Below are 17,553 nucleotides of genomic sequence, written 5' to 3' on the forward strand. Positions count from 1 at the left end.
CCCGACACGCACTCCCTAGGAGACGTCATGACCGACGGCCTGAAGACCATCATCTACCCCGTCAAGGACCTCACCCGGACGAAGGCCCTGTTCAGCGCGCTGCTGGGGGTGGAGCCGTACGCGGACGAGCCCTACTACGTGGGCTACAAGGACGCCGGGCAGGACGTGGGTCTGGACCCCAACGGGCACGCCAAGGGGATGACCGGACCCGTTCCCTACTGGCACGTCACCGACATCCGGGCGACGCTGGCGGGTCTCGTCGAGGCCGGCGCCGAGCTGCTGCAGGACGTCCAGGACGTGGGCGGCGGCAAGCTGATCGCCTCGGTCAAGGACGCGGACGGCAACCTGGTCGGCATCACGCAGGACCCGCCCACCGCCTAGCCCGACCATTGCATGCAGCTGCACTAATTGCATACTCAACGAATGGCCGGATCTCTGTTATCGTTCAGATATGGCAGCGAAGACGGCCGATACGCGGCTTGAGGAGCGGTGGCGGGACATCCTGTCGGTGCACGCGCGCACCATGTGCGAGATCGACCGCGTGCTGCATCCGTACGGCCTCGGCGCCAGCGACTTCGAGGTGCTCGACATCCTGGCCTCCGAGGCTGCCGCGGCGCCGGGCGAGCAGTGCCGGGTGCAGAACATCGTCGGCCGGGTGCACCTGAGCCAGAGCGCCTTGTCCCGCCTGATCGGCCGGCTGGACAAGGACGGCCTGGTGGAGCGCAGCGTCTGCCAGGAGGACCGCCGTGGCGTGTGGGTCGCGCTCACCCCGAAGGGCCGCGACCTGCACACGGAGGTCCGCCCCCTGCAACGCGCCGCCCTCGCCCGCATGCTGAACGACTAGCGGCCGGACGGCGGCGCACCGGCCCTGACCAGGGGTCGTACGGCGGCGGAGCGGCCCTAGAGGGCCACCTCGGCGCCGTCCTCCAGCACCTCGACGCCTGTCTCCGTGACCCGGGCACGGGCCTGAGATTCCGGGTCGAGCAGCGGGTTGGTGTTGTTGAGGTGCGTGTAGATCCGGCGCACGCGGGGGTGGCGGGCCAGGGCGGCCAGGCTGCCCTGCGCCCCGGAGACCGGGAGGTGCCCCATCGCGGCCTGCCCGGCAGGGGCGCGCACCGCCCCGCCCATCTCGTCGGCCGCGTAGAACGTGCCGTCCAGAAGTACGCAGTCCGCCGTGGTCAGCAGCCTGTCCAGCGCCGGGGTCCACCGGGCCACGCAGGGTGCGTACACGAGCACTCCCCCGGTGGCCAGGTCCTCGATCCGGTACGCCGTCACCCACCGCGTGTCCTCGACCGCACCGGACACGTACTTGGGGACCTTGGATCCGATCGGGTGCGCGGTGACCACAAGGCCCCCCGACAGCACGAAGCCGCCCTCGGCCAGGCTGTCCGCCCACACCCACGGGGCGTAGCGGTCCAGCATGCCGCGCAGCGGTGCCAGCGTGGCCAGGACCACCGGCGGGGCGTAGACCGTGAGGTCGGCGCCGCCGCGCAGGATGGTCAGCCCCATGACGTGGTCGGCCTCGGCGTCGGTCAGCAGCACCCCCCGTACGGGCGTGTCCCTGGGCCCGGGTCCCGGTGCGAGCACGGGGGCCGCGATGAGCTGCGTACGGATGTCGGGTGAGGCGTTGAGCAGCCACCAGTCGCGGGCGTTGCCGCTGACGGCGACGCACTCCTGCGTGCGCGCGGGCAGCTTGCCGTCGCGAGCCGCCGCGCACAGCGCGCAGGCGCAGTTCCACTGCGGGAAGCCGCCCCCGGCGGCCGTGCCCAGCAAGGCGACTCTCACAGCGATCCCACCTCTCCGTATCGGACCGTTCCCCGCAGGATGTTTCCCTGTCGGAGGGCCTCGAATACGCGGCGGCACGGCCCGTGGGCGAGCACTGCCGGGGGGTGTCCTTTCAAGTCCCGCAGGAACCGCTGACCGGTGCCGGGTTCACAGCTGGGGGCGGGCCAACAGGGTGCGTACGCCCTCCGAGTTGAGCGTCAGACCGTGCGCGGAGCCGGCGTCGATGGTGAGCGAGAGGTCACCGGACGGCCACTGGGAGGCCAGCGCGCCCAGCGGCACCAGACGGTAGCGCGAGACGAAGGGCAGCAGCCCGGCCATCTCCACTTCCGACGTGAAAACCGGCACGACCTGCTCACCGCTGTCCTGCTCCAGCACGGGCAGCGCGACGGCCGACGGGTCGGTGGCGTCCGCGTCGCCCGCGTCGTCGGGCACCGGAATGAGCACCTCGCTGTCCGCGAGCGTGTTCAACGCCTCCGTGTCCTGTGTGTGGACGGCGAGGGTGTCCAGCGCCTCCTGCGCGGGCGTCGCGGGTGCGGTGTGGTTGTTCGAGGACGTATCCATGGCAGATCCCGGGGGTAGTACGGACGGGCCGCCCAGGACATGATCATCACGATCCGCCCCGGGCACACCCTCGTCGCGTACCCGGGCGCACCGTGGGCATGCCTGCGGTCTTCGCGACGGGGCTCGACCAGCGGGCCCCTCGCTCAGGGCAGCAGCGGAATGTGGTCCGAAGGCAGGCCGAGGCGGTCACAGCCGACGCGTCGGTGCAGTGGCTCGGCCATGGTGGGGCCGATATGGGACCAGTACGTGGCCGCGTCACGGAAGTAGCGCTGCATCCGCTCGCCGTCGCGCGCGTGGCGGGAACCCGCCGTACGGAAGAGGATGCCCTGCAGCACGTCCCAGGCCATGCGTCCGGCGGTGAGGAAGACGAGCGCCAGCCGGTTGTCCTCGGCGGCGGTGAAGGGGGCCTCGCCCGAGACGTTGCGACGGCAGGTCTCCATCCACTCCTCGGCGGTGTGCTGGAGAGCCGCCTCGGCCGCGTGGATGGCGCCCAGCGCCTCACCCAGGTGCCGCTGGTAGTCGTGCAGTTCGGACCGGGTGCGGGTCGGGTCGGCGATCAGCGGGCGTGCGGCGACGATCCTCGCGTACTCGTCGGCGGCCGCGTGGGCGATGCCGGTCATGATGGCGGCCAGTTCCCCGTGGAAGAAGCTTGCCGCGCGACCGGCGTACATGGGGTTGCCGTGCAGCCGGGACCCGGCGGTGCCGCCCTCGACGGGCAGGTCGAGCAGGCTCACCTCGCGGGTCAGGTGGGTGGGGATACGGGCCCGGTCCAGGCGGATGCTGTTCGAGCCGCTGCCGCGCAGGCCGAGGACGCCCTGCCAGTCGTCGAGCACCGTCCAGACGGCGCGGGGCGCGACGAACAGCACGAACGGTCCCGGCGGGTCGCCCTCCTTCTCGGGGGCGCGCAGCGTCTGGCCGACGTAGTGCGTGGAGTACGGGGAGCCGGAGGCGTACGGCCAGGTGCCGTCGAGCATCACATGGTGGTCGCCGTCGGGCTGTGCGACACCGATGGGAGTGGCGGTGGACGCGGCCCGGAACTCGCCGTCGCCGCCGAAGATCTCGTCCTGCGCCCGCTCGTCGAAGACCGTGGTGACCTGCAGGACATGAGCGGCGGCGAGCGAGAGGGCCCAGCCCGTGGAGGGGCAGCCGCGAGCGATTTCGGTCACCACGCGGTAGAACGTCGGCAGGCCGAACTCGTAGCCGCCGTACCGGCGTGGCTGCAGTATCCGGTAGAAGCCGGAGCGCAGGAAGTCGTCGTGCGTCTGTTGCGGATAGCGCGTCAACCGCTCGGTCTCCGGCTGGCGTTCCAGCAGTGCGGGGCGAAGCGCCACGGCCCGCTCGACGATGTCACGTTCGGTCAGACCGGGTTCGGGAGCCGCGATCACAGTGCCTGCCTCCTGACGGGCGGGCCGTCCGCCGATGGCCCGATACGAGCGATTGAACACGGCAGCGGGCGGGCGTGTACCGACTCGAAAGCGCCAATCAGGTCGGGCCTCGGGCCCGGGAGCGCGAACACGCTCCCGGGCCCGGGGACCTCTCGCCGCGCCCTACTTCAGGTACGGTCCGGCGGTCCCGATCCTGCCGGGACCGTTCAGCACGTACACCCGCAGGTTGCCCTTGCCCGGTGCCGCCACGGACAGCGTGCCGTTGGAGACGGTCTTCGCATCACCGGTGACGGCGTCCGTGTAGGTGCCGTTCGGGATGCCGGTGTACGTCGCGTCGCCGGTGACCGTGACGAGTGCGAAGCTGTCCGTACTCCCGCTGGTGTAACGGCGCTTGAAGGCCATCGAACCGCTGACGCCGTCGGTGGAGTACTGGCCCGTCTGCAGGGCCGGGATCGCCCTGCGGATACGGTTCAGCCGCTGGAGGTGCTTGACCAGGGGCTGGGCCAGCGTCGTGGCGACCTCTCCGCTCGCCGAGTCCACCGTCCCGAAGTCGGAGGCCGTGACGGACCCGGCGAGGTGATCGCCGTAGTAGGCACGCCCGGTGGACGCCAGCGGGCAGGTCGGGCCGCAGTCGATCTGCTTGCCCTTCTGGAACTCGATCTCCGAGCCGTAGTAGAGCGTGGGGATACCTCGGAAGGTCCACATCAGCGCCATGTTCTCGGCCCAGGCGTCGGTGCCTCCGCTGTAGCGGGTACTGGACTTGTTCGGGCCGTAGTCGTGGCTGTCGACGTAGACGACGTTGTACGTGGCGTCGTTGACGGAGTCGTCGGAGTCCTTGCCGTTGCTGTAGGCGTTCTGCGCGTCGCCGAAGTTCATGTGCATGCGCATGTCGATGATGTTCATGCCGGAGAACTGGCTGTGGTCCGGTGTGTGGTAGCTGTTCCCACTGAGGAAGGCGTTCGTCGACGTCGGCTGGTTTCCGGTGCCGAGTTGCTCCTCGTAGTTGTACTGCTCGATGGCCGCTGTCGCGTCGTCCGCGCTGTACTCCTTGCGTTCCTTCCAGGTGAAGAACTGCGCCGAGTGGTTGACCGAGCCGCGGTTCCACTTGTCGTTGACGAACGCGCCGACCTCGCCGAAGACGAAGAAGTTCTTGGCGGCGTCCGTGCCGAACTTCTGGGTGACGCGGTCGTAAATGGCGGGCAGGAAGCGGCGGTTCCAGGTGACGCGCGGAATGTGCACGGCGGTGTCGATGCGGAAGCCGTCGACGCCCATGTCGATGTACTTGTCGTAGGCGCCGATGAGGTAGTTCTGCACGGGCGTCGATTCCGTGTTGAAGTCGGCCAGGTCCTCGTGCAGCCAGCAGGACCGCGAGTCCTCGCCCTCCCAGTTCCCGATCCAGCACTGGTGGTAGTACGTCTTCGGGAACATGCCCGACGTGGGGCTGGGCCACTGACAGTTGTAGAGCGTGTAACCCTCGGCGCTCTTGGCACCGGTCGCCTTGCCCCAGTTGACGCAGGTGTTGCCGGAGGGTTCGGCCGTGGACCACAGGTCGCCGTTGTAGTACGACTTCCCGGACTTGGGCTCGACGGTCAGGCCGTCGTACTCGAAGCCCTCGTTCTTCTCGTCGTAGTACCAGCTCCACTGGGAATCGCGCACGCCGTACACGGTCGGCGTGAACAGGCCCTTGGCGCCCCAGCGGGAACTGTGGTTGTAGACCACGTCCTGGTAGATCTTCATCCCCTTGGCGTGAGCCGCGTTGATCAGGTCCTGGTAGGAGGCGCCGGCGGACTCCAGGCGCGGGTCGACCTTGTAGAAGTCGTAGCCGTGGTACCCGTGGTAGTCGTAGTCCGAGCGGTTGAGGACGACCGGGGTGATCCAGACGGCCGAGAAGCCGAGCCCCTTGATGTAGTCGAGCTTGTTCACCAGGCCCTTGAAGTCCCCGCGGAACATGGGGTCGTTGTTCGCCGCGTTGCCCGACTTCACGTCCTGGCTGCCGCCGCGGTTGTTGGAACTGTCACCGTCGTAGAAGCGGGCGGTGAGCACGAAGTAGATCGGGTCCTTGCGCGGGTCGGTACCCAGCGGCGTGCCGGACGCCGGCGCGGATGCCTTCTCGCCGGTCGTGGCGGTCACCGCGGCCGATGCGGGCGAGGTGTTCCCGGCCGCGTCGACGGCCTTCACGGTGTACGTGTAAGCGGTCTTCTCCTCAAGTCCCGTGTCGGAGTACACCGTTGAGCCGATGTCGGTGACGACCGTGCCCCGGGTGCCGCCGGTGCGGGTGACCTGGTACTTGGTGACGCCCGTGTCGTCACTTGCCGCGTCCCAACTCACCACCACCGACGTGTCGGTGGCGCTCGCGGTGACGTGGGCGGGCGCGGTGGGGGCCTGCGTGTCCGGCTCCTCGGCGGCGCAGGGGTCGGTGGCGTCCTTGGTGAGCGTCCGGTCCTTCACGGTCGTGGTGCCGGTCGGGATGGTGTAGTCGGCGCTGTTGTTGTTGTCCCATACGCCGTTGCCGTTGTTGAAGGCGGCTTTCAGCGAGGTCGCCGTACCGATGTCGAGGGTCTTCTTCCACCAGCCGGTGCAGGCCGCCTCCATGCCGACCCCGGGCGCTGTCGTCCAGGACCCTCCGGCGGGCGCGTAGTGGATGTTGGCGGTGGTCCAGCCGGAGGTCGTGGTCGAGTAGTAGACCTTGGCCTGGTTGCCACTGCCCGTTCCGCTGTCGGCGCACGGGTCGCTGTGGGCGATCACGCCGTCCTTGACGGTGATGGTGCCGGTGCCCAGGGCGTAGTTGCTGCCGCCGTTGTTGTCCCAGGTGCCGCTGCCGTTGTTGAAGGTGGCCTGCAGTCCGGCGGCCGAGCCGAGGTCGACCGTCTTCTTCACCCAGTCCGTGCAGGCCGATTCCATCCGCGTGCCGGGCACGGTGGTCCAGGAACCGCCGTCCGGCGCGTAATGCAGGTACGTGGCAGGCCAGTTCTTGGTCTTCGTGTAGTAGAAGACGGTCGCCGTGTTGGAGGTCGCGGCTGTCGTCTCCATCGGTTCCATCGGTGCGGAACCCCTGGTCGCAGGCGCCGTGACCAGTCCGAGCAGTCCGGCTGCAGCCACGAACACCACCAGCGGGCGTCTTGGCAGGCGTGGTGGCGTGCGTCTCATGGCAACTCCGATACGGGCCGCAGGAAAGGGACTTGACACCCAAGATCTGCAAGAAGAACCGGTAACTTCCTGAAAACTCTTGCGGCGCGGAAGCTACAGGGACATGACAGCCACGTAAAGGGGGTGCGCACGGTCGTCACGAGCGGGGCCCGGACGGCTTGTCGGCAAACGGGCGGCTCCTACGGCAGTGGTGTGCCGCCGGTCGCGTTGAGGATCTCGGCCGTGACGAAGCTCGCCTCCTGGGAGGCCAAGTAGACGTAGGCCGGGGCCAGTTCGGCGGGCTGCGCGGGGCGGCCGAGGGGGGCCTGCTTGCCGAACTCGACGGTGTCGGGCATCGTCGCCGGGATCAGGGGCGTCCACACCGGCCCGGGCGCCACCGCGTTGACGCGGATGCCGCGCTCGACGAGCATCTGCGCCAGCCCCTGGGTGAAGGTCACGATCGCGCCCTTCGTCGTGGCGTAGTCCAGCAGATGCGGACTGGGCTTGTACGCCTGCACCGACGTGGAGTTGATGACGCTGCCGCCCTCCGGGATGTGCGGCAGCGCGAACTTCGTCAGCCAGAACATCCCGTACACGTTGGTGCGCATGACCCGGTCGAACTGCTCGGTCGAGATCGCCTCGATCCCGTCCGGCTGCGACATCTGGTACGCCGCGTTGTTCACCAGGACGTCGATGCGCCCGAACTCGGCGACCGCACGCTCGATCAGCTCGCGGCAGTTGTCCTCCTCGCGTATGTCGCAGGGGACGGCGACCGCCTTGCGGCCCGCGTCCTCGACCAGCCGGGAGGTCTCCCGCGCGTCGTCCGCCTCCTCCTTGAGGTAGGTGAACAGCACGTCGGCCCCTTCACGGGCGAAGGCCGGCGCCACCGCGCGCCCGATGCCGGAGTCGCCGCCGGTCACCACGGTCTTGCGGCCCTCCAGACGGCCACTGCCGCGGTAGGACTCCTCGCCGTGATCGGGGGGCGGGTCCATGGGCCCGGTCCAGCCCGGGTGCGGCTGCTCCTGCCCGGGAAAGTCGGGCTGGGGGTGCTGTGTCGTCGGGTTCTGCTGAGTGTGCCGGGAATCGGTCACGTCGGCCTCCTGGGCGCGAAACGGCACGGGACGGTTGATCGAGTTCCCCTCTCACGGCACCCGAAAAGCGGACCGCTCGCCGGTGTCCCACCCAGCGGGCGGGCACCACGCGAGGGTGCCGACAGCGGACCTCTCTCCCTCGGCGGGCACTGTGCGCGTCTCCCCGACGCCGGTCATGCGGTGCCTCGCCGGGACGACCCGACGGATAGGGTCGAGCGCGTTCGCGAGATCACCGAAGTCCTGGTTCAGGCCGCCGAGGAGCCGTCGATGCATCCCCCAGACCCACGGCATGTCGCGCGTCTCGCCGCCCATGGAACGGTAGCCGCGCACTTGTCCCTGCTGAGCGACCGCCGGCTCGGCGAGGTCGTCGCCGCGGCCGTGCCTCTCGGGTCGGGCATCGGGGGCCGGTCGGCCGAGCTGGACATCGACGGGACGCGGGTCTTCGTCAAGCAAGTCCCCCTGACGGACCTGGAGTTGCAGCCGGAGAACGTGCGGTCGACGGCGAATCTCTTCGGTCTGCCGATGTTCTACCAGTACGGAGTGGGGTCGGCGGGGTTCGGCGCTTGGCGCGAACTGGCCGTGCACACCATGACCACCCACTGGGTCCTCGGGAACGCCTACGCGGGCTTTCCGCTGATGTACCACTGGCGCATCCTGCCCGCCGCCCCTCCGGAAGGCTTCGCCGACGCGTTCGGGGGCATCGACGGCGCGGTCGCTCACTGGGAGGGTTCCCAGTCCGTACGCGAACGGCTGGAGGCCATCGGCCGCTCGTCAGCCTCCCTGGTGCTCTTCCTGGAACACGTGCCGCAGACGCTGGCCGCATGGCTGGATGACCGTCGGGGGGCCCTGCCGCAGGACGGAGGCAGCTCGGCCTACCCGTGGGTGGAAGAGTCCCTGGTGCGCGGAACCGCCTTCATGAGCGCACACGGGCTCGTCCATTTCGACGCCCACTTCCACAACATCCTGACCGATGGCCGACTGCTCTACTTCGCCGACTTCGGACTCGCCCTCAGCTCCCGCTTCGAACTCTCAGGGGGCGAGGCCGAGTTCCTCTCGAACCATCTCGTCTACGACCGCTCACTCACCGCGACCCATCTGCTCCGCTACCACGTGCTCGACGACGTACGCGGCGATGCGGACCCCGAGGTCTTCCTGCGTGAGTGGATCGCCGGCCGCCGGCCCGAGGGAGTCCGCCCCGAGATCGCCGCGATCATCGATCGGCACGCCCGGACCGCCGTCGCTTTCAACGACTTCGCCCGCCGCCTGCTCACCGAGAGCAAACGGACCCCGTTTCCGTCGCGGTTCTGAGCCCGGGACAGGGAAGAGACCGGAGGATCGCCGCGGATTCCGTACGGGGGTGGACAGCGCGTCCCCGGGTACTCGCCTCGGATGACTGCACTGAGCACGGAAATCGCGGCCTCTCTTGGCTTCCTCGGGATCGCTCCGCTCATAGCCGGCGTGATCGTCGTCGCCGGTCTGATCTGGGCGGTCAGGCTCGGGATCCGGGTCCGGCGCCGGGAGCCGGCCCCGCCCCGCCCGGAGGAGCAGCCTCGCCTCCCCGCGGACGGCCCGGTATCGGAGATCCGGGAGTACCGGGAGCCCGACGAGGTCCCCCGCAGCGGCAACCGCCTGACACCGCACCGCCTGAAGGCCCACGGCAACATCGGTTCCCGGCCGAGCCCCTCGAAGAAGCGGCCCCGGTGGGACGAGGGCAACAACGGTTCCTTCGGCAGCGGAGGCCCGGGACCCACCTGAGCCCGAGCCGGCGGAATGCGTGACGTGAACGTCGTACGGCGCACAGCGGCACGCACGCACGCACGCACGCACGCACGCACGCACCAGGAAGTACAGGGCCTCGCCCTCCCGTTGGGGTGAGGGCGGGGCCCTGCCGGGACGGGCGGTCGGCGTCAGCGCCCGACCCGCCCGGTGTCGAGGGCGTATCGCCGCATCGCGGAGCGCTCCTCCTCGCAGGTTCCGCCCCACACCCCGAAGGCCTGTCCACTCGTGAGGGCCCACTTCAGGCACTCACTGACCACCGGGCAGCGGGCGCAGATCTGCTTCGCCGCCCGCTCGTCCCGCAGCGCGGGCCCCGTGGTTCCGACCGGGAAGAACAGCTCGGGATCCATCTCCGCGCAAGCCGCCCTTCGCAACCACTCCATGACCGTCTCCCCTGCAGGCCGCTCCTGGTTCACCGCGTCCAGCGGAACCGCCACGTGCGGGTGCCCGCAGAACCCGGACAGAAACGGAGGGAGACCCCGCGTCGTCACGATCAGCGGCGGTCAGTCGGCTCGCTCCGAGTCCCTGGTGGCCGTCGTCTCCATCGTCACGCGTGCTTCGTCGGCCGGAGGCGACATATCCCTGACGTCATCGTGCTCGGTGATACAGCCGTTCTCCGGGAAGTCGCTGTTCACTCCGCCACGCTCACAATTCTCGGGGGTGTCGTCGTTGTCGCCCCTCTCTCTCTGCGACCTCTTCAGAGCGATTTCCCTGGCTGTCCTCTCGGAGTACAACCTCATCTCGGCCTCTGTCCGTTGCTCGAACATTGCTGCCTCCGTGTCAGTCGGTGGAACGCGGTGGGCGAACTGTGACCGCCGCACATTCCCGGGCTCACACAACCGTTTGCAGATAATGACCGGACAGCCGGAGGTTCTGTGACGGTGTCACAACATGGCATGCCGCCTGTCGTGGTCGGTGGAGTGCCCTGCTTCGCCGACATGAAGCGCATCGCCCGCACATCTCGCGGCACCGCGCTCGCGACCCGCCACTCGACCGGGTCGTCGTGACCGACGCGTATCCCCGACAGCGAGCGCCACCCTCGAGCCGCTTCCGGCGCTCTGCTCGGACTGCCCGCACGACCGGCCCGGTCAACCGTATTGGGGCCCGGCGTGGCAGGATCGGCTGAGCTTCACCGACCTGGCCGTCCCGACCGAGAGGGACCTGATGGCTCCGACGATCCGCAGGGCCGTGATCCCCGCCGCCGGACTCGGCTCGCGTCTGCTGCCCCTGACGAAGGCGACACCGAAGGAAATGCTCCCGGTCGGCGACAAGCCGGTCATCGAGCACACCGTGCGCGAGCTGGTGGACTCCGGCATCACCGACATCACCATCGTGGTCTCCGACGGCAAGAGCCTCATCCAGGACCACTTCCGCCCCAACCCCGCCCTCGTCGAGCAACTCCGCGCCGACGGCAAGACCGCCTACGCGGACGCCGTGGAAGAGGTCGGCGAGCTCGCCCGCCGGGGCCACATCACCTACCTCGACCAGTACGGCCCGTACGGCAACGGCACCCCCGTGCTGAACGCCGCACGGGCCTTCGGCGACGAACCCGTGCTGGTGCTGTGGCCCGACGACGTCTTCGTCGCCGAGGTGCCCCGCGCCCAGCAGCTGATCCGCGCCTACGAGCAGACCGGCTGCCCGGTGCTGGCTCTCCTGCCGATGGACCCCACCGACTCCCAGCGGTACGGCGTGCCCCTCGTCAAGGAGGACCTCGGCGGCGGCCAACTACGCATCACCGGCCTCGTCGAGAAGCCCGAGCCCGCCGCCGCCCCGTCGTCGTACGCGGCCATCGGCGGCTACGTCATCACACCTGGCATCGTCGACGAACTCCGCGAGCAGACCCGCCGCTGGTACGAACACCGGACCGGCGAGATCTACCTCACCGACGCCATCAACGCGTACGCCGCCGCCCGCGCGGTCTACGGCCAGGTCATCAAGGGCCGCTGGTACGACACCGGCAACCCGGCCGACTACCTGGTGGCCCAGATGGCACATGCCCTGGCCCACCCCGAGTACGGCCCCCTCCTGCGCGGCATGGTCGGCGGCTGACCGCCCTCCGCGTCCGGTGTCACGGCCGCGGCTCGTCCGTCACCGCGGTCTCGCCGCAGTGGGCGCGGACGAGCGCGATCACCGTGTCGGTGGTGTGGTCGAGGTAGCTGCGGCCGTCGGGCAACAGGCCCTCCGGGCTGATGTAGCTGCGTGGCCCGAGGTGGGTGGCCGGGTCGAGCCGATGGACCGTGACCTTCCCGGAGCGAACGGCCCGGTTCCATCCACTGCGCCGGAACAGGCGCCAACGCTGCGGGAAGATCCACGTGCCGACCCGCTCGATCCGGTCGCCGACGCTGGTGAGTTGATGCACATGCTCGGCGTGGTTGAGGTCATTGGCCCCGTTGTGGAACCCGCCGAGCGTGATCACCACGACCGGGGCACGCAACTGGGCGTACAGTTCCTCGACCGCACCGGTGGCGACCTGGGCGCCACCGCTGTAGCTGAGCAGCACCACGGGAACGCCGCTGCCGGGCCGGTATCCGGCAAGCTGGAGCTGCGTGCCGATCTGGGAGCCGACGGCCCGGTTGTACAGGGGGCGGTACCGGTGGTCGGCGGCGACGAAGACCTGCATGACGTTGTGCAGGAACAACAGCAGCCCTATGCGCCGCCGCAGCCACGCCCACACCGGCCGGTCGGCCAGCGGGTCGGCCAGCGGTGAGTACGGCTGCACCTGGCCCAGCACCCGCAGTTCCGGCGCTCCGGCGAGTACCGCCTGGACCAGCTGGCCGCCGTCCCTGGTGTCGCGGACGCGACGCTTTCCGATGCCGTCCAGGTAGACCAAGTAGGCGGCCGGCGGGCGGTCGGGGTCGGCACCCCGGGCGTAGGGGACGCCCTCCGGGAGCTGGGTGAGGGGGGTGCGCAGACCGGCGCCGTAGACCAGCACCTCGTGACGGGACAGCAGGGCCTCGGCTATCAGGACGGGGCCGAGAACCAGGGCCCAGAGCAGGTAGGTGTTCATGCGATCGGCTCCGTTGCCCGGGGCACACTGATCCTCACGACCAGCCGCCGAACGGTCTCCACGGCCAGACCGAGCCCGACCCCGGCGACGGCCACACAACCGGCCGCACTCCACCAGCCGAGCCCGGTGGCCGTCGCCAGCGGGTCGGCGAGAGTGGCACCGACGCCCACGAAGAGCAGCAGATGGAGAAAGGGCCCGAGCACCGGAAACGCGAGGACGGCGGCGAGCAGCATCGGGGCGACCAGCTCGGCAGTCCACGGCAGGCTCTCTCCCGGTGGCGGGGAGGACATGACCAGCTCGGCGAGGTTCCACGCGGTCAGCGGCCACAGCGCGAAGACGGCGGCCTCGACCAGCCCTGCGGCCAGCAGCAGCCCCGCGACCAGGGTGCGTGGCATGCCGGGTCTGCGCGCCAGCAGGGGAACGATGCGCCCGGCCGCCTCCGACACCCCGGCGAACAGCAGCAGGACCGCGACGAGGATCGACATCGCTCAGCCTCGCTGTGACGGATCGACGGGAACCGGCTCATGGACCGAGCCCGCGACCCGCGTGTACTGCTCCAGTTCGTCGGCGGCCCGCCGGTATCCGCCCGCCCTGTGTTGAGCGGCCTTCAGGGTCGTCGCGGCCGCTTTGAACCCCGGCTCGTGGAGCAGGCGTCGGGCGAGGACGCGTACGGAGTCCCTGGTGACGTCCTGGGTGCGCATCGTCAAGCCTGCACCGAGTTCGACGACGCGGCGGGCCACCATCGGCTGGTCGGCGCCCTGCGGGACCAGCAACAGCGGAACTCCGGCGTGCATGGCCTCGTTGACACTGTTCATCCCGCCGTGGGTGATGAACAGCGCCGCGCGTGCCAGTACCTCCGGCTGCGGCACGAAGCGGCGGGCGAGCACGTTCGCGGGCAGCGGCCCCAGCTCCTCGGGATCGGTCCGTCCCGTCGACACGACCACGGTGCCACCCAAGGGCGCGAGCCCGGTGGCGAAACTGCGGAGCAGCTGCGGGCCGGCGTTGAACACCGTGCCCAACGAGGCGTACGACACCGGGTCCTGGAGCTGGTCCACCGGGAACGTCGGGTCAACGGGGCGGGCGCCGATGCTCGGGCCGACGAAACGGTACGACCGGTCGAACTCCTCGACGGCGGGCTGGAATTCCCGCGACGTGTAGACGAGGTTGAGCGGCTGGCGGATGTTCGCCAGGTCGAGCAGTGGCAACGGCGAGGTGTCGAAGCGTCGGTGCAGCTCCCGACGGGACCGCAGATAGCCCCGGAAGGTGCGGGGGCGGGCACTCGCCTCGGCCAGCAGCTCCCAGGAGGCCCGCGTGGGGCTCGGGACATGGCTGTTGAAGGCGAACGTGGTGAACGACGAGACCGCCGGAACGCCGAGTTCACGAGCGGCGACCGCACCCCACGGACAGGCGCTGTCGTGGACGACCAGGTCGGGCCCTTCACCGCGGAGCTCGGTGAGCAGAGCGGGCAGCCGGCCGAGGGTGGTGACCGCCAGCGCCTCCATCCAGGCCAGCGGCGTCGGCTCGGCGGGGAAGGGCTGGTCGCCTCCGGGGTCGAGACGCACCGTCGCGCCGGTGGCCTCGATCTCCTCACGGAAGGCAGGCGAGGTGTAGTAGATGACGGTGTGGCCGCGGCGAACGAGTTCGGCCACGACCGGCAGTGTCGGGTTGATGTGTCCGTGCATGCCGATGTTGAGGAACACGATGGTGCTCACAGTCCTGCCTCCACTGTCGAAGAGGTCGATGGGCCGCTCGGGCCGGCGGATGTCGTGGACGGGCCGGCGACGCGGTACAGCCCCGGTCCACTGATGCGCAGTTCGTCGAGGAAGCGCCCCGCCGTCCGGCACGCGGTGCTGATCAGCCGCTGGGAGTGGCCGAAGTCCCAGGGTGCGGGCCAGGTGTCGATACCGGTGGGGAGCACGACGGTCGGGATGAGCCCGGACACCTCCTGCAAGTCACGCTCGATCTGGCGGTGCAGGAGCAGCAGCCCGGCCCGAGCGGCGATCGCCCCGGCACGTGGGCGCGGTTCGACCGGGCGCAACGGCGAGCTCTCCGGTCCCGCCGCCACCACCACGACACTGGCGGCCCCGGCCTGCAGGGCGGCCGGCACCGGGACGTAGGCGACCACTCCCCCGTCGACGAGAGTCCGGCCGTCCCGCTCCACCGGGGGCAGCATTCCGGGGATCGCCGCACTGGCGAGGAGCGCGGACTCGAGGTCTCCGCGGTCGAGCAGTACGGGAGCGCCTGTGCCGAGGTCCATGGCCACCGCGGTGAACGGGACCGCCAACTGCTCGATCCTCGACGGCAGTCCGGCCCGGGAGATCAGTCGCCGCAGGCCGCGGTCGGTGAAGACGCTGGCCCGCGAGGACGGATGGCCGAGCGAATACACCTCACGGCGGCGCAGCCGGGTCCATACATGGTCCAGCCATGGGGCGGCCTCCTCAGGATAGGCGGCCGCGATGGCCCCGTTGAGGGCTCCGACCGAGGTCCCGATGATCATGTCCGGAACGAATCCGCGCCGCTCCAGCGCGTATCCGATGCCTACATGCGCCGCGCCGAGCACACCACCGGCGCCGACCACCACGGCCACAGGACGGGGAAGGGCGCGCAGGCCCAACGGTTCCGGATTCTCCGGCCACGGCCGGACGTGGGGCATCTCGGTCATCCCTCTGCTCCTCGCGTCGGCATGGTTCATGCCTGCTCTCACCCCTAATGACAGGGCACCCGCCCAAGGTGTGACATGCGCGGTGGAGCGGTGTGAGACGGTGTCGACCGGTGGTGTCAGTGGCCGTCGACGAAGGTGACTGTCTCGTCGAGAGGGGCCCGGTCGGTCCGGGTGACCGTCTCCGTGGCGTCCTCGAATCCGATCGACATACCGCAGAAGAGGATGAGTTCGCCCGAGGGCGACAGGACTTCCGAGACGCTTCTGTGGTACTTCGCCCAGGCCATCTGCGGACAACTGTGCAGCCCCTCGGCGCGAAGCAGCAGCATGACGCTCTGCAGGTACATACCGACGTCCGACCATTGGGCCGGACCCATGTGGCGGTCGATGTAGCAGAACAGGGCGGCGGGCGCACCGAAGCACTGCCAGTTCGCGGAGGCCGCCCTCTGACGGGCCTCGATGTCCTCGCGCGGAATGCCGAGCGCTCCGTAGCGCTGCTCGCCGAATGCGGATCGGCGCTCGCGGTAGGGGGACTTGAGGGCAGGTGGGTACTGCTCGTACTCCGCCTCGTCCCAGGGCTCGCCCGAGGCCAGCCGCTCACCGGCTCGCCTCTTCATCTCCGCCAGGGGTCCTCCGGTGACCACGTAGGCCCGCCAGGGCTGGAGGTTCGACGCGGATGGTGTCCAGGCCGCGCTGGACAGCACGCGCTCCAACGTCTCCCTCGGAACCTGCCGCTCGCTGAAGCGACGCACCGCACGCCGACTCCGCACGGCCTCATGGACATCCACGATCGGCTACCTCTTCCCTGACGCCCGACCTGCCAAATTCTGTTGCGATCGAGATGGTATCATTCAATACCTTCTCGATCGAGTTCAACGAATCATCGAGAGCGGGTCCCTGCCTTCAGGCACCACCACTTGGGAGAACGTCCATGGTCACGCTGTTGCACATCGATTCGTCCGTACTACCCGGCGAGGCGTCCTCGTCCCGCTCGGTCACGGCCGCCTTCGTCAAGGCATGGGAGGAGCAGCACCCGGAGGGCACGGTGATCCACCGTGATCTCGCGACCGACCCCGTCCCGCACATCACGGCCGCCGCGTGGACCGCGGGCTTCACCGCGCCGTCAGAACGCACGCCGGAGCAGTCCGCCGCGTTCGCCGCGCGTCTGGCGCTCATAGAGGAACTGGAGCAGGCGGACGCGATCCTGATCGGCGCCCCCATGCACAACTTCTCGATCCCGTCGACTCTCAAGACGTGGCTCGACAGCGTGCTTCTGCTCGGCCGCACCGCAGGCGAGAACCCCTCCGCCCAGGGCACCCCGGCCGTCGTCGTCGCCAGCCGCGGCGGTTCGTACGCGCCGGGCACACCGCGCGAGGGCTTCGAGTTCGTACAGAACTACCTGGAGGCCGTCCTCAGGGACACCCTCGGCCTGGACCTCGACTTCATCGTCCCGGAGCTCACGCTGGCGCCGCGGAATCCGGCCATGCGCGACTTGGTCCCGCTGTACGAGACCTCCCGCGACCGCGCCTTCAAGGAAGCGACCTCCAAGGCCGAAGAGCTCGCGGAGCGACTGCGACGCGTGCGCGGGGGCGCCTATTCGTCGGTGTCGGCGGGATAGGCGAACCGGGTCAGCAGATCCGTCAGCCGCTCGGGCTCGCCGGGTGCCAGTCCGACGACGAGGCCCTCGGCCAGCGGCTCCGCCGCCACGTGGGCGGCGTCGTAGAGCTCGACACCCTCGGCGGTGATCTCCACCGCCCGGGCCCGCCGGTCCCCCGGGACGGCCTTGCGCAGGGCAAGCCCCTTGCGCTCCAGGTCGTCCACGACACGCATGACGCCGGCCTTGTCCGACCCCGTCGCCGCCACCAGGTCCCGCTGCAGCGTCGGCCCGCGGTCGACGAGCACGATGAGGACGGCGAAATGCCGAAGCTCGATGCCGAGCGGCCTCAGAGCCTCTTCCATCACTGCGGCCGCCCGCCAGTGCGCCCGGCGCAGCAGCAGGCCGAGCGCGAAGGGCGACGCGTCCCCGGGGCGGTCGGTCACACGCGCGGGGCCGGCGTCGGAAGAGGCTTCGCTTGACATGAGGCCAGTTTACCGCCATTGACTCGTTCGATACGGTCTCGTATGAAACGGATGTGACTGACAGAACGCGACCGCGCCCGCGCA

Annotated in this window: 19 protein-coding genes; 6 read left to right on the forward strand and 13 right to left on the reverse strand. The window is 69.7% G+C overall.

Annotated elements, in window-relative coordinates; translation table 11 throughout:
- Positions 1-27 precede the first annotated feature (27 nt).
- Positions 28-381, forward strand: coding sequence for a VOC family protein (locus ACN6LB_RS22650; protein ID WP_356139215.1), 354 nt, complete (start codon positions 28-30; stop codon positions 379-381).
- Positions 382-451: 70 nt separating this feature from the next.
- Positions 452-844 (forward strand): MarR family winged helix-turn-helix transcriptional regulator, encoded by a 393-nt coding sequence (locus tag ACN6LB_RS22655; protein WP_445027520.1) that lies wholly within the window; start codon positions 452-454, stop codon positions 842-844.
- A gap of 56 nt (positions 845-900) precedes the next feature.
- On the opposite strand, the gene pqqB is transcribed toward ACN6LB_RS22655, so the two are convergent.
- From pqqB to ACN6LB_RS22680, 5 genes are all read right to left on the reverse strand, one after another.
- Positions 901-1,785: a pyrroloquinoline quinone biosynthesis protein PqqB gene (pqqB, locus tag ACN6LB_RS22660; RefSeq protein ID WP_445027521.1), complete on the reverse strand. Its 885-nt coding sequence runs from the start codon at positions 1,783-1,785 to the stop codon at positions 901-903.
- 147 nt (positions 1,786-1,932) lie between these two features.
- Entirely contained in the window at positions 1,933-2,346 is a 414-nt protein-coding gene (locus tag ACN6LB_RS22665; protein ID WP_356139221.1) for an SseB family protein, read from the reverse strand.
- 143 nt (positions 2,347-2,489) lie between these two features.
- Complete coding sequence (locus ACN6LB_RS22670; RefSeq protein ID WP_356139223.1) at positions 2,490-3,731, reverse strand: acyl-CoA dehydrogenase family protein; 1,242 nt, start codon at positions 3,729-3,731, stop codon at positions 2,490-2,492.
- 162 nt (positions 3,732-3,893) lie between these two features.
- On the reverse strand, positions 3,894-6,878 hold the full coding sequence (locus tag ACN6LB_RS22675; protein ID WP_445027522.1) for a carbohydrate binding domain-containing protein: 2,985 nt from the start codon (positions 6,876-6,878) through the stop codon (positions 3,894-3,896).
- A gap of 179 nt (positions 6,879-7,057) precedes the next feature.
- Positions 7,058-7,948, reverse strand: a complete 891-nt coding sequence (locus ACN6LB_RS22680) for an SDR family oxidoreductase (protein ID WP_445027523.1) — start codon at positions 7,946-7,948, stop codon at positions 7,058-7,060.
- Between the two features lie 267 nt (positions 7,949-8,215).
- Between ACN6LB_RS22680 and ACN6LB_RS22685 the strand changes: the two genes are divergently transcribed.
- Positions 8,216-9,256: a protein kinase family protein gene (locus ACN6LB_RS22685; protein ID WP_445027524.1), complete on the forward strand. Its 1,041-nt coding sequence runs from the start codon at positions 8,216-8,218 to the stop codon at positions 9,254-9,256.
- An 81-nt stretch (positions 9,257-9,337) separates the two neighbouring features.
- Positions 9,338-9,703, forward strand: coding sequence for a DUF6479 family protein (locus ACN6LB_RS22690; RefSeq protein WP_445027525.1), 366 nt, complete (start codon positions 9,338-9,340; stop codon positions 9,701-9,703).
- A 152-nt stretch (positions 9,704-9,855) separates the two neighbouring features.
- Here ACN6LB_RS22690 and ACN6LB_RS22695 read toward each other — a convergent pair whose 3' ends face one another.
- Positions 9,856-10,107, reverse strand: coding sequence for a WhiB family transcriptional regulator (locus ACN6LB_RS22695; RefSeq protein WP_445027526.1), 252 nt, complete (start codon positions 10,105-10,107; stop codon positions 9,856-9,858).
- Positions 10,108-10,227: 120 nt separating this feature from the next.
- Positions 10,228-10,491, reverse strand: coding sequence for a hypothetical protein (locus tag ACN6LB_RS22700; protein WP_445027527.1), 264 nt, complete (start codon positions 10,489-10,491; stop codon positions 10,228-10,230).
- Positions 10,492-10,888: 397 nt separating this feature from the next.
- Here ACN6LB_RS22700 and ACN6LB_RS22705 point away from each other — a divergent pair, with 397 nt between their 5' ends.
- Positions 10,889-11,773 (forward strand): UTP--glucose-1-phosphate uridylyltransferase, encoded by an 885-nt coding sequence (locus tag ACN6LB_RS22705; RefSeq protein ID WP_445027528.1) that lies wholly within the window; start codon positions 10,889-10,891, stop codon positions 11,771-11,773.
- Between the two features lie 19 nt (positions 11,774-11,792).
- Here ACN6LB_RS22705 and ACN6LB_RS22710 read toward each other — a convergent pair whose 3' ends face one another.
- The 5 genes from ACN6LB_RS22710 to ACN6LB_RS22730 all read right to left on the reverse strand — a co-directional run bounded on the left by ACN6LB_RS22710 (position 11,793) and on the right by ACN6LB_RS22730 (position 16,178).
- The gene (locus tag ACN6LB_RS22710; protein WP_445027529.1) at positions 11,793-12,731 is read right to left on the reverse strand and encodes a hypothetical protein; all 939 of its coding nucleotides are present in this window, start codon (positions 12,729-12,731) and stop codon (positions 11,793-11,795) included.
- Positions 12,728-13,216 carry a hypothetical protein gene (locus ACN6LB_RS22715; protein ID WP_445027530.1) on the reverse strand — a complete coding sequence of 163 codons (489 nt, stop codon included), beginning with the start codon at positions 13,214-13,216 and terminating at the stop codon, positions 12,728-12,730. The genes ACN6LB_RS22710 and ACN6LB_RS22715 overlap by 4 nt, the downstream gene beginning before the upstream one ends.
- A gap of 3 nt (positions 13,217-13,219) precedes the next feature.
- On the reverse strand, positions 13,220-14,443 hold the full coding sequence (locus ACN6LB_RS22720; RefSeq protein WP_445027531.1) for a macrolide family glycosyltransferase: 1,224 nt from the start codon (positions 14,441-14,443) through the stop codon (positions 13,220-13,222).
- Complete coding sequence (locus tag ACN6LB_RS22725) at positions 14,440-15,393, reverse strand: patatin-like phospholipase family protein (RefSeq protein ID WP_445027532.1); 954 nt, start codon at positions 15,391-15,393, stop codon at positions 14,440-14,442. Before ACN6LB_RS22725 ends, ACN6LB_RS22720 begins: the two co-directional genes overlap by 4 nt.
- A 116-nt stretch (positions 15,394-15,509) precedes the next feature.
- Positions 15,510-16,178 carry a nitroreductase gene (locus ACN6LB_RS22730; RefSeq protein WP_445027533.1) on the reverse strand — a complete coding sequence of 223 codons (669 nt, stop codon included), beginning with the start codon at positions 16,176-16,178 and terminating at the stop codon, positions 15,510-15,512.
- A 143-nt stretch (positions 16,179-16,321) separates the two neighbouring features.
- On the opposite strand from ACN6LB_RS22730, the gene ACN6LB_RS22735 reads away from it, so the two are divergent.
- The gene (locus tag ACN6LB_RS22735; protein ID WP_445027534.1) at positions 16,322-17,008 is read left to right on the forward strand and encodes an FMN-dependent NADH-azoreductase; all 687 of its coding nucleotides are present in this window, start codon (positions 16,322-16,324) and stop codon (positions 17,006-17,008) included.
- Here the strand turns inward: ACN6LB_RS22735 and ACN6LB_RS22740 are convergent.
- Positions 16,984-17,469: a MarR family winged helix-turn-helix transcriptional regulator gene (locus tag ACN6LB_RS22740; RefSeq protein WP_445027535.1), complete on the reverse strand. Its 486-nt coding sequence runs from the start codon at positions 17,467-17,469 to the stop codon at positions 16,984-16,986. The genes ACN6LB_RS22735 and ACN6LB_RS22740 overlap by 25 nt on opposite strands.
- Positions 17,470-17,553 lie beyond the last annotated feature (84 nt).

The sequence above is a fragment of the Streptomyces sp. SAS_270 genome (assembly GCF_052543295.1).

Excerpts from the sequence above, each read along its gene's own strand:
- ACN6LB_RS22710 (WP_445027529.1), bottom strand. The coding sequence starts at position 12,731 with ATGAACACCTACCTGCTCTGGGCCCTGGTTCTCGGCCCCGTCCTGATA.
- ACN6LB_RS22685 (WP_445027524.1), top strand. The coding sequence starts at position 8,216 with ATGCATCCCCCAGACCCACGGCATGTCGCGCGTCTCGCCGCCCATGGA.
- ACN6LB_RS22690 (WP_445027525.1), top strand. The coding sequence starts at position 9,338 with ATGACTGCACTGAGCACGGAAATCGCGGCCTCTCTTGGCTTCCTCGGG.
- ACN6LB_RS22715 (WP_445027530.1), bottom strand. The coding sequence starts at position 13,216 with ATGTCGATCCTCGTCGCGGTCCTGCTGCTGTTCGCCGGGGTGTCGGAG.
- ACN6LB_RS22650 (WP_356139215.1), top strand. The coding sequence starts at position 28 with ATGACCGACGGCCTGAAGACCATCATCTACCCCGTCAAGGACCTCACC.
- ACN6LB_RS22705 (WP_445027528.1), top strand. The coding sequence starts at position 10,889 with ATGGCTCCGACGATCCGCAGGGCCGTGATCCCCGCCGCCGGACTCGGC.
- ACN6LB_RS22735 (WP_445027534.1), top strand. The coding sequence starts at position 16,322 with ATGGTCACGCTGTTGCACATCGATTCGTCCGTACTACCCGGCGAGGCG.
- ACN6LB_RS22695 (WP_445027526.1), bottom strand. The coding sequence starts at position 10,107 with ATGGAGTGGTTGCGAAGGGCGGCTTGCGCGGAGATGGATCCCGAGCTG.
- ACN6LB_RS22655 (WP_445027520.1), top strand. The coding sequence starts at position 452 with ATGGCAGCGAAGACGGCCGATACGCGGCTTGAGGAGCGGTGGCGGGAC.
- ACN6LB_RS22700 (WP_445027527.1), bottom strand. The coding sequence starts at position 10,491 with ATGTTCGAGCAACGGACAGAGGCCGAGATGAGGTTGTACTCCGAGAGG.
- ACN6LB_RS22675 (WP_445027522.1), bottom strand. The coding sequence starts at position 6,878 with ATGAGACGCACGCCACCACGCCTGCCAAGACGCCCGCTGGTGGTGTTC.
- ACN6LB_RS22665 (WP_356139221.1), bottom strand. The coding sequence starts at position 2,346 with ATGGATACGTCCTCGAACAACCACACCGCACCCGCGACGCCCGCGCAG.
- ACN6LB_RS22740 (WP_445027535.1), bottom strand. The coding sequence starts at position 17,469 with ATGTCAAGCGAAGCCTCTTCCGACGCCGGCCCCGCGCGTGTGACCGAC.
- ACN6LB_RS22725 (WP_445027532.1), bottom strand. The coding sequence starts at position 15,393 with ATGACCGAGATGCCCCACGTCCGGCCGTGGCCGGAGAATCCGGAACCG.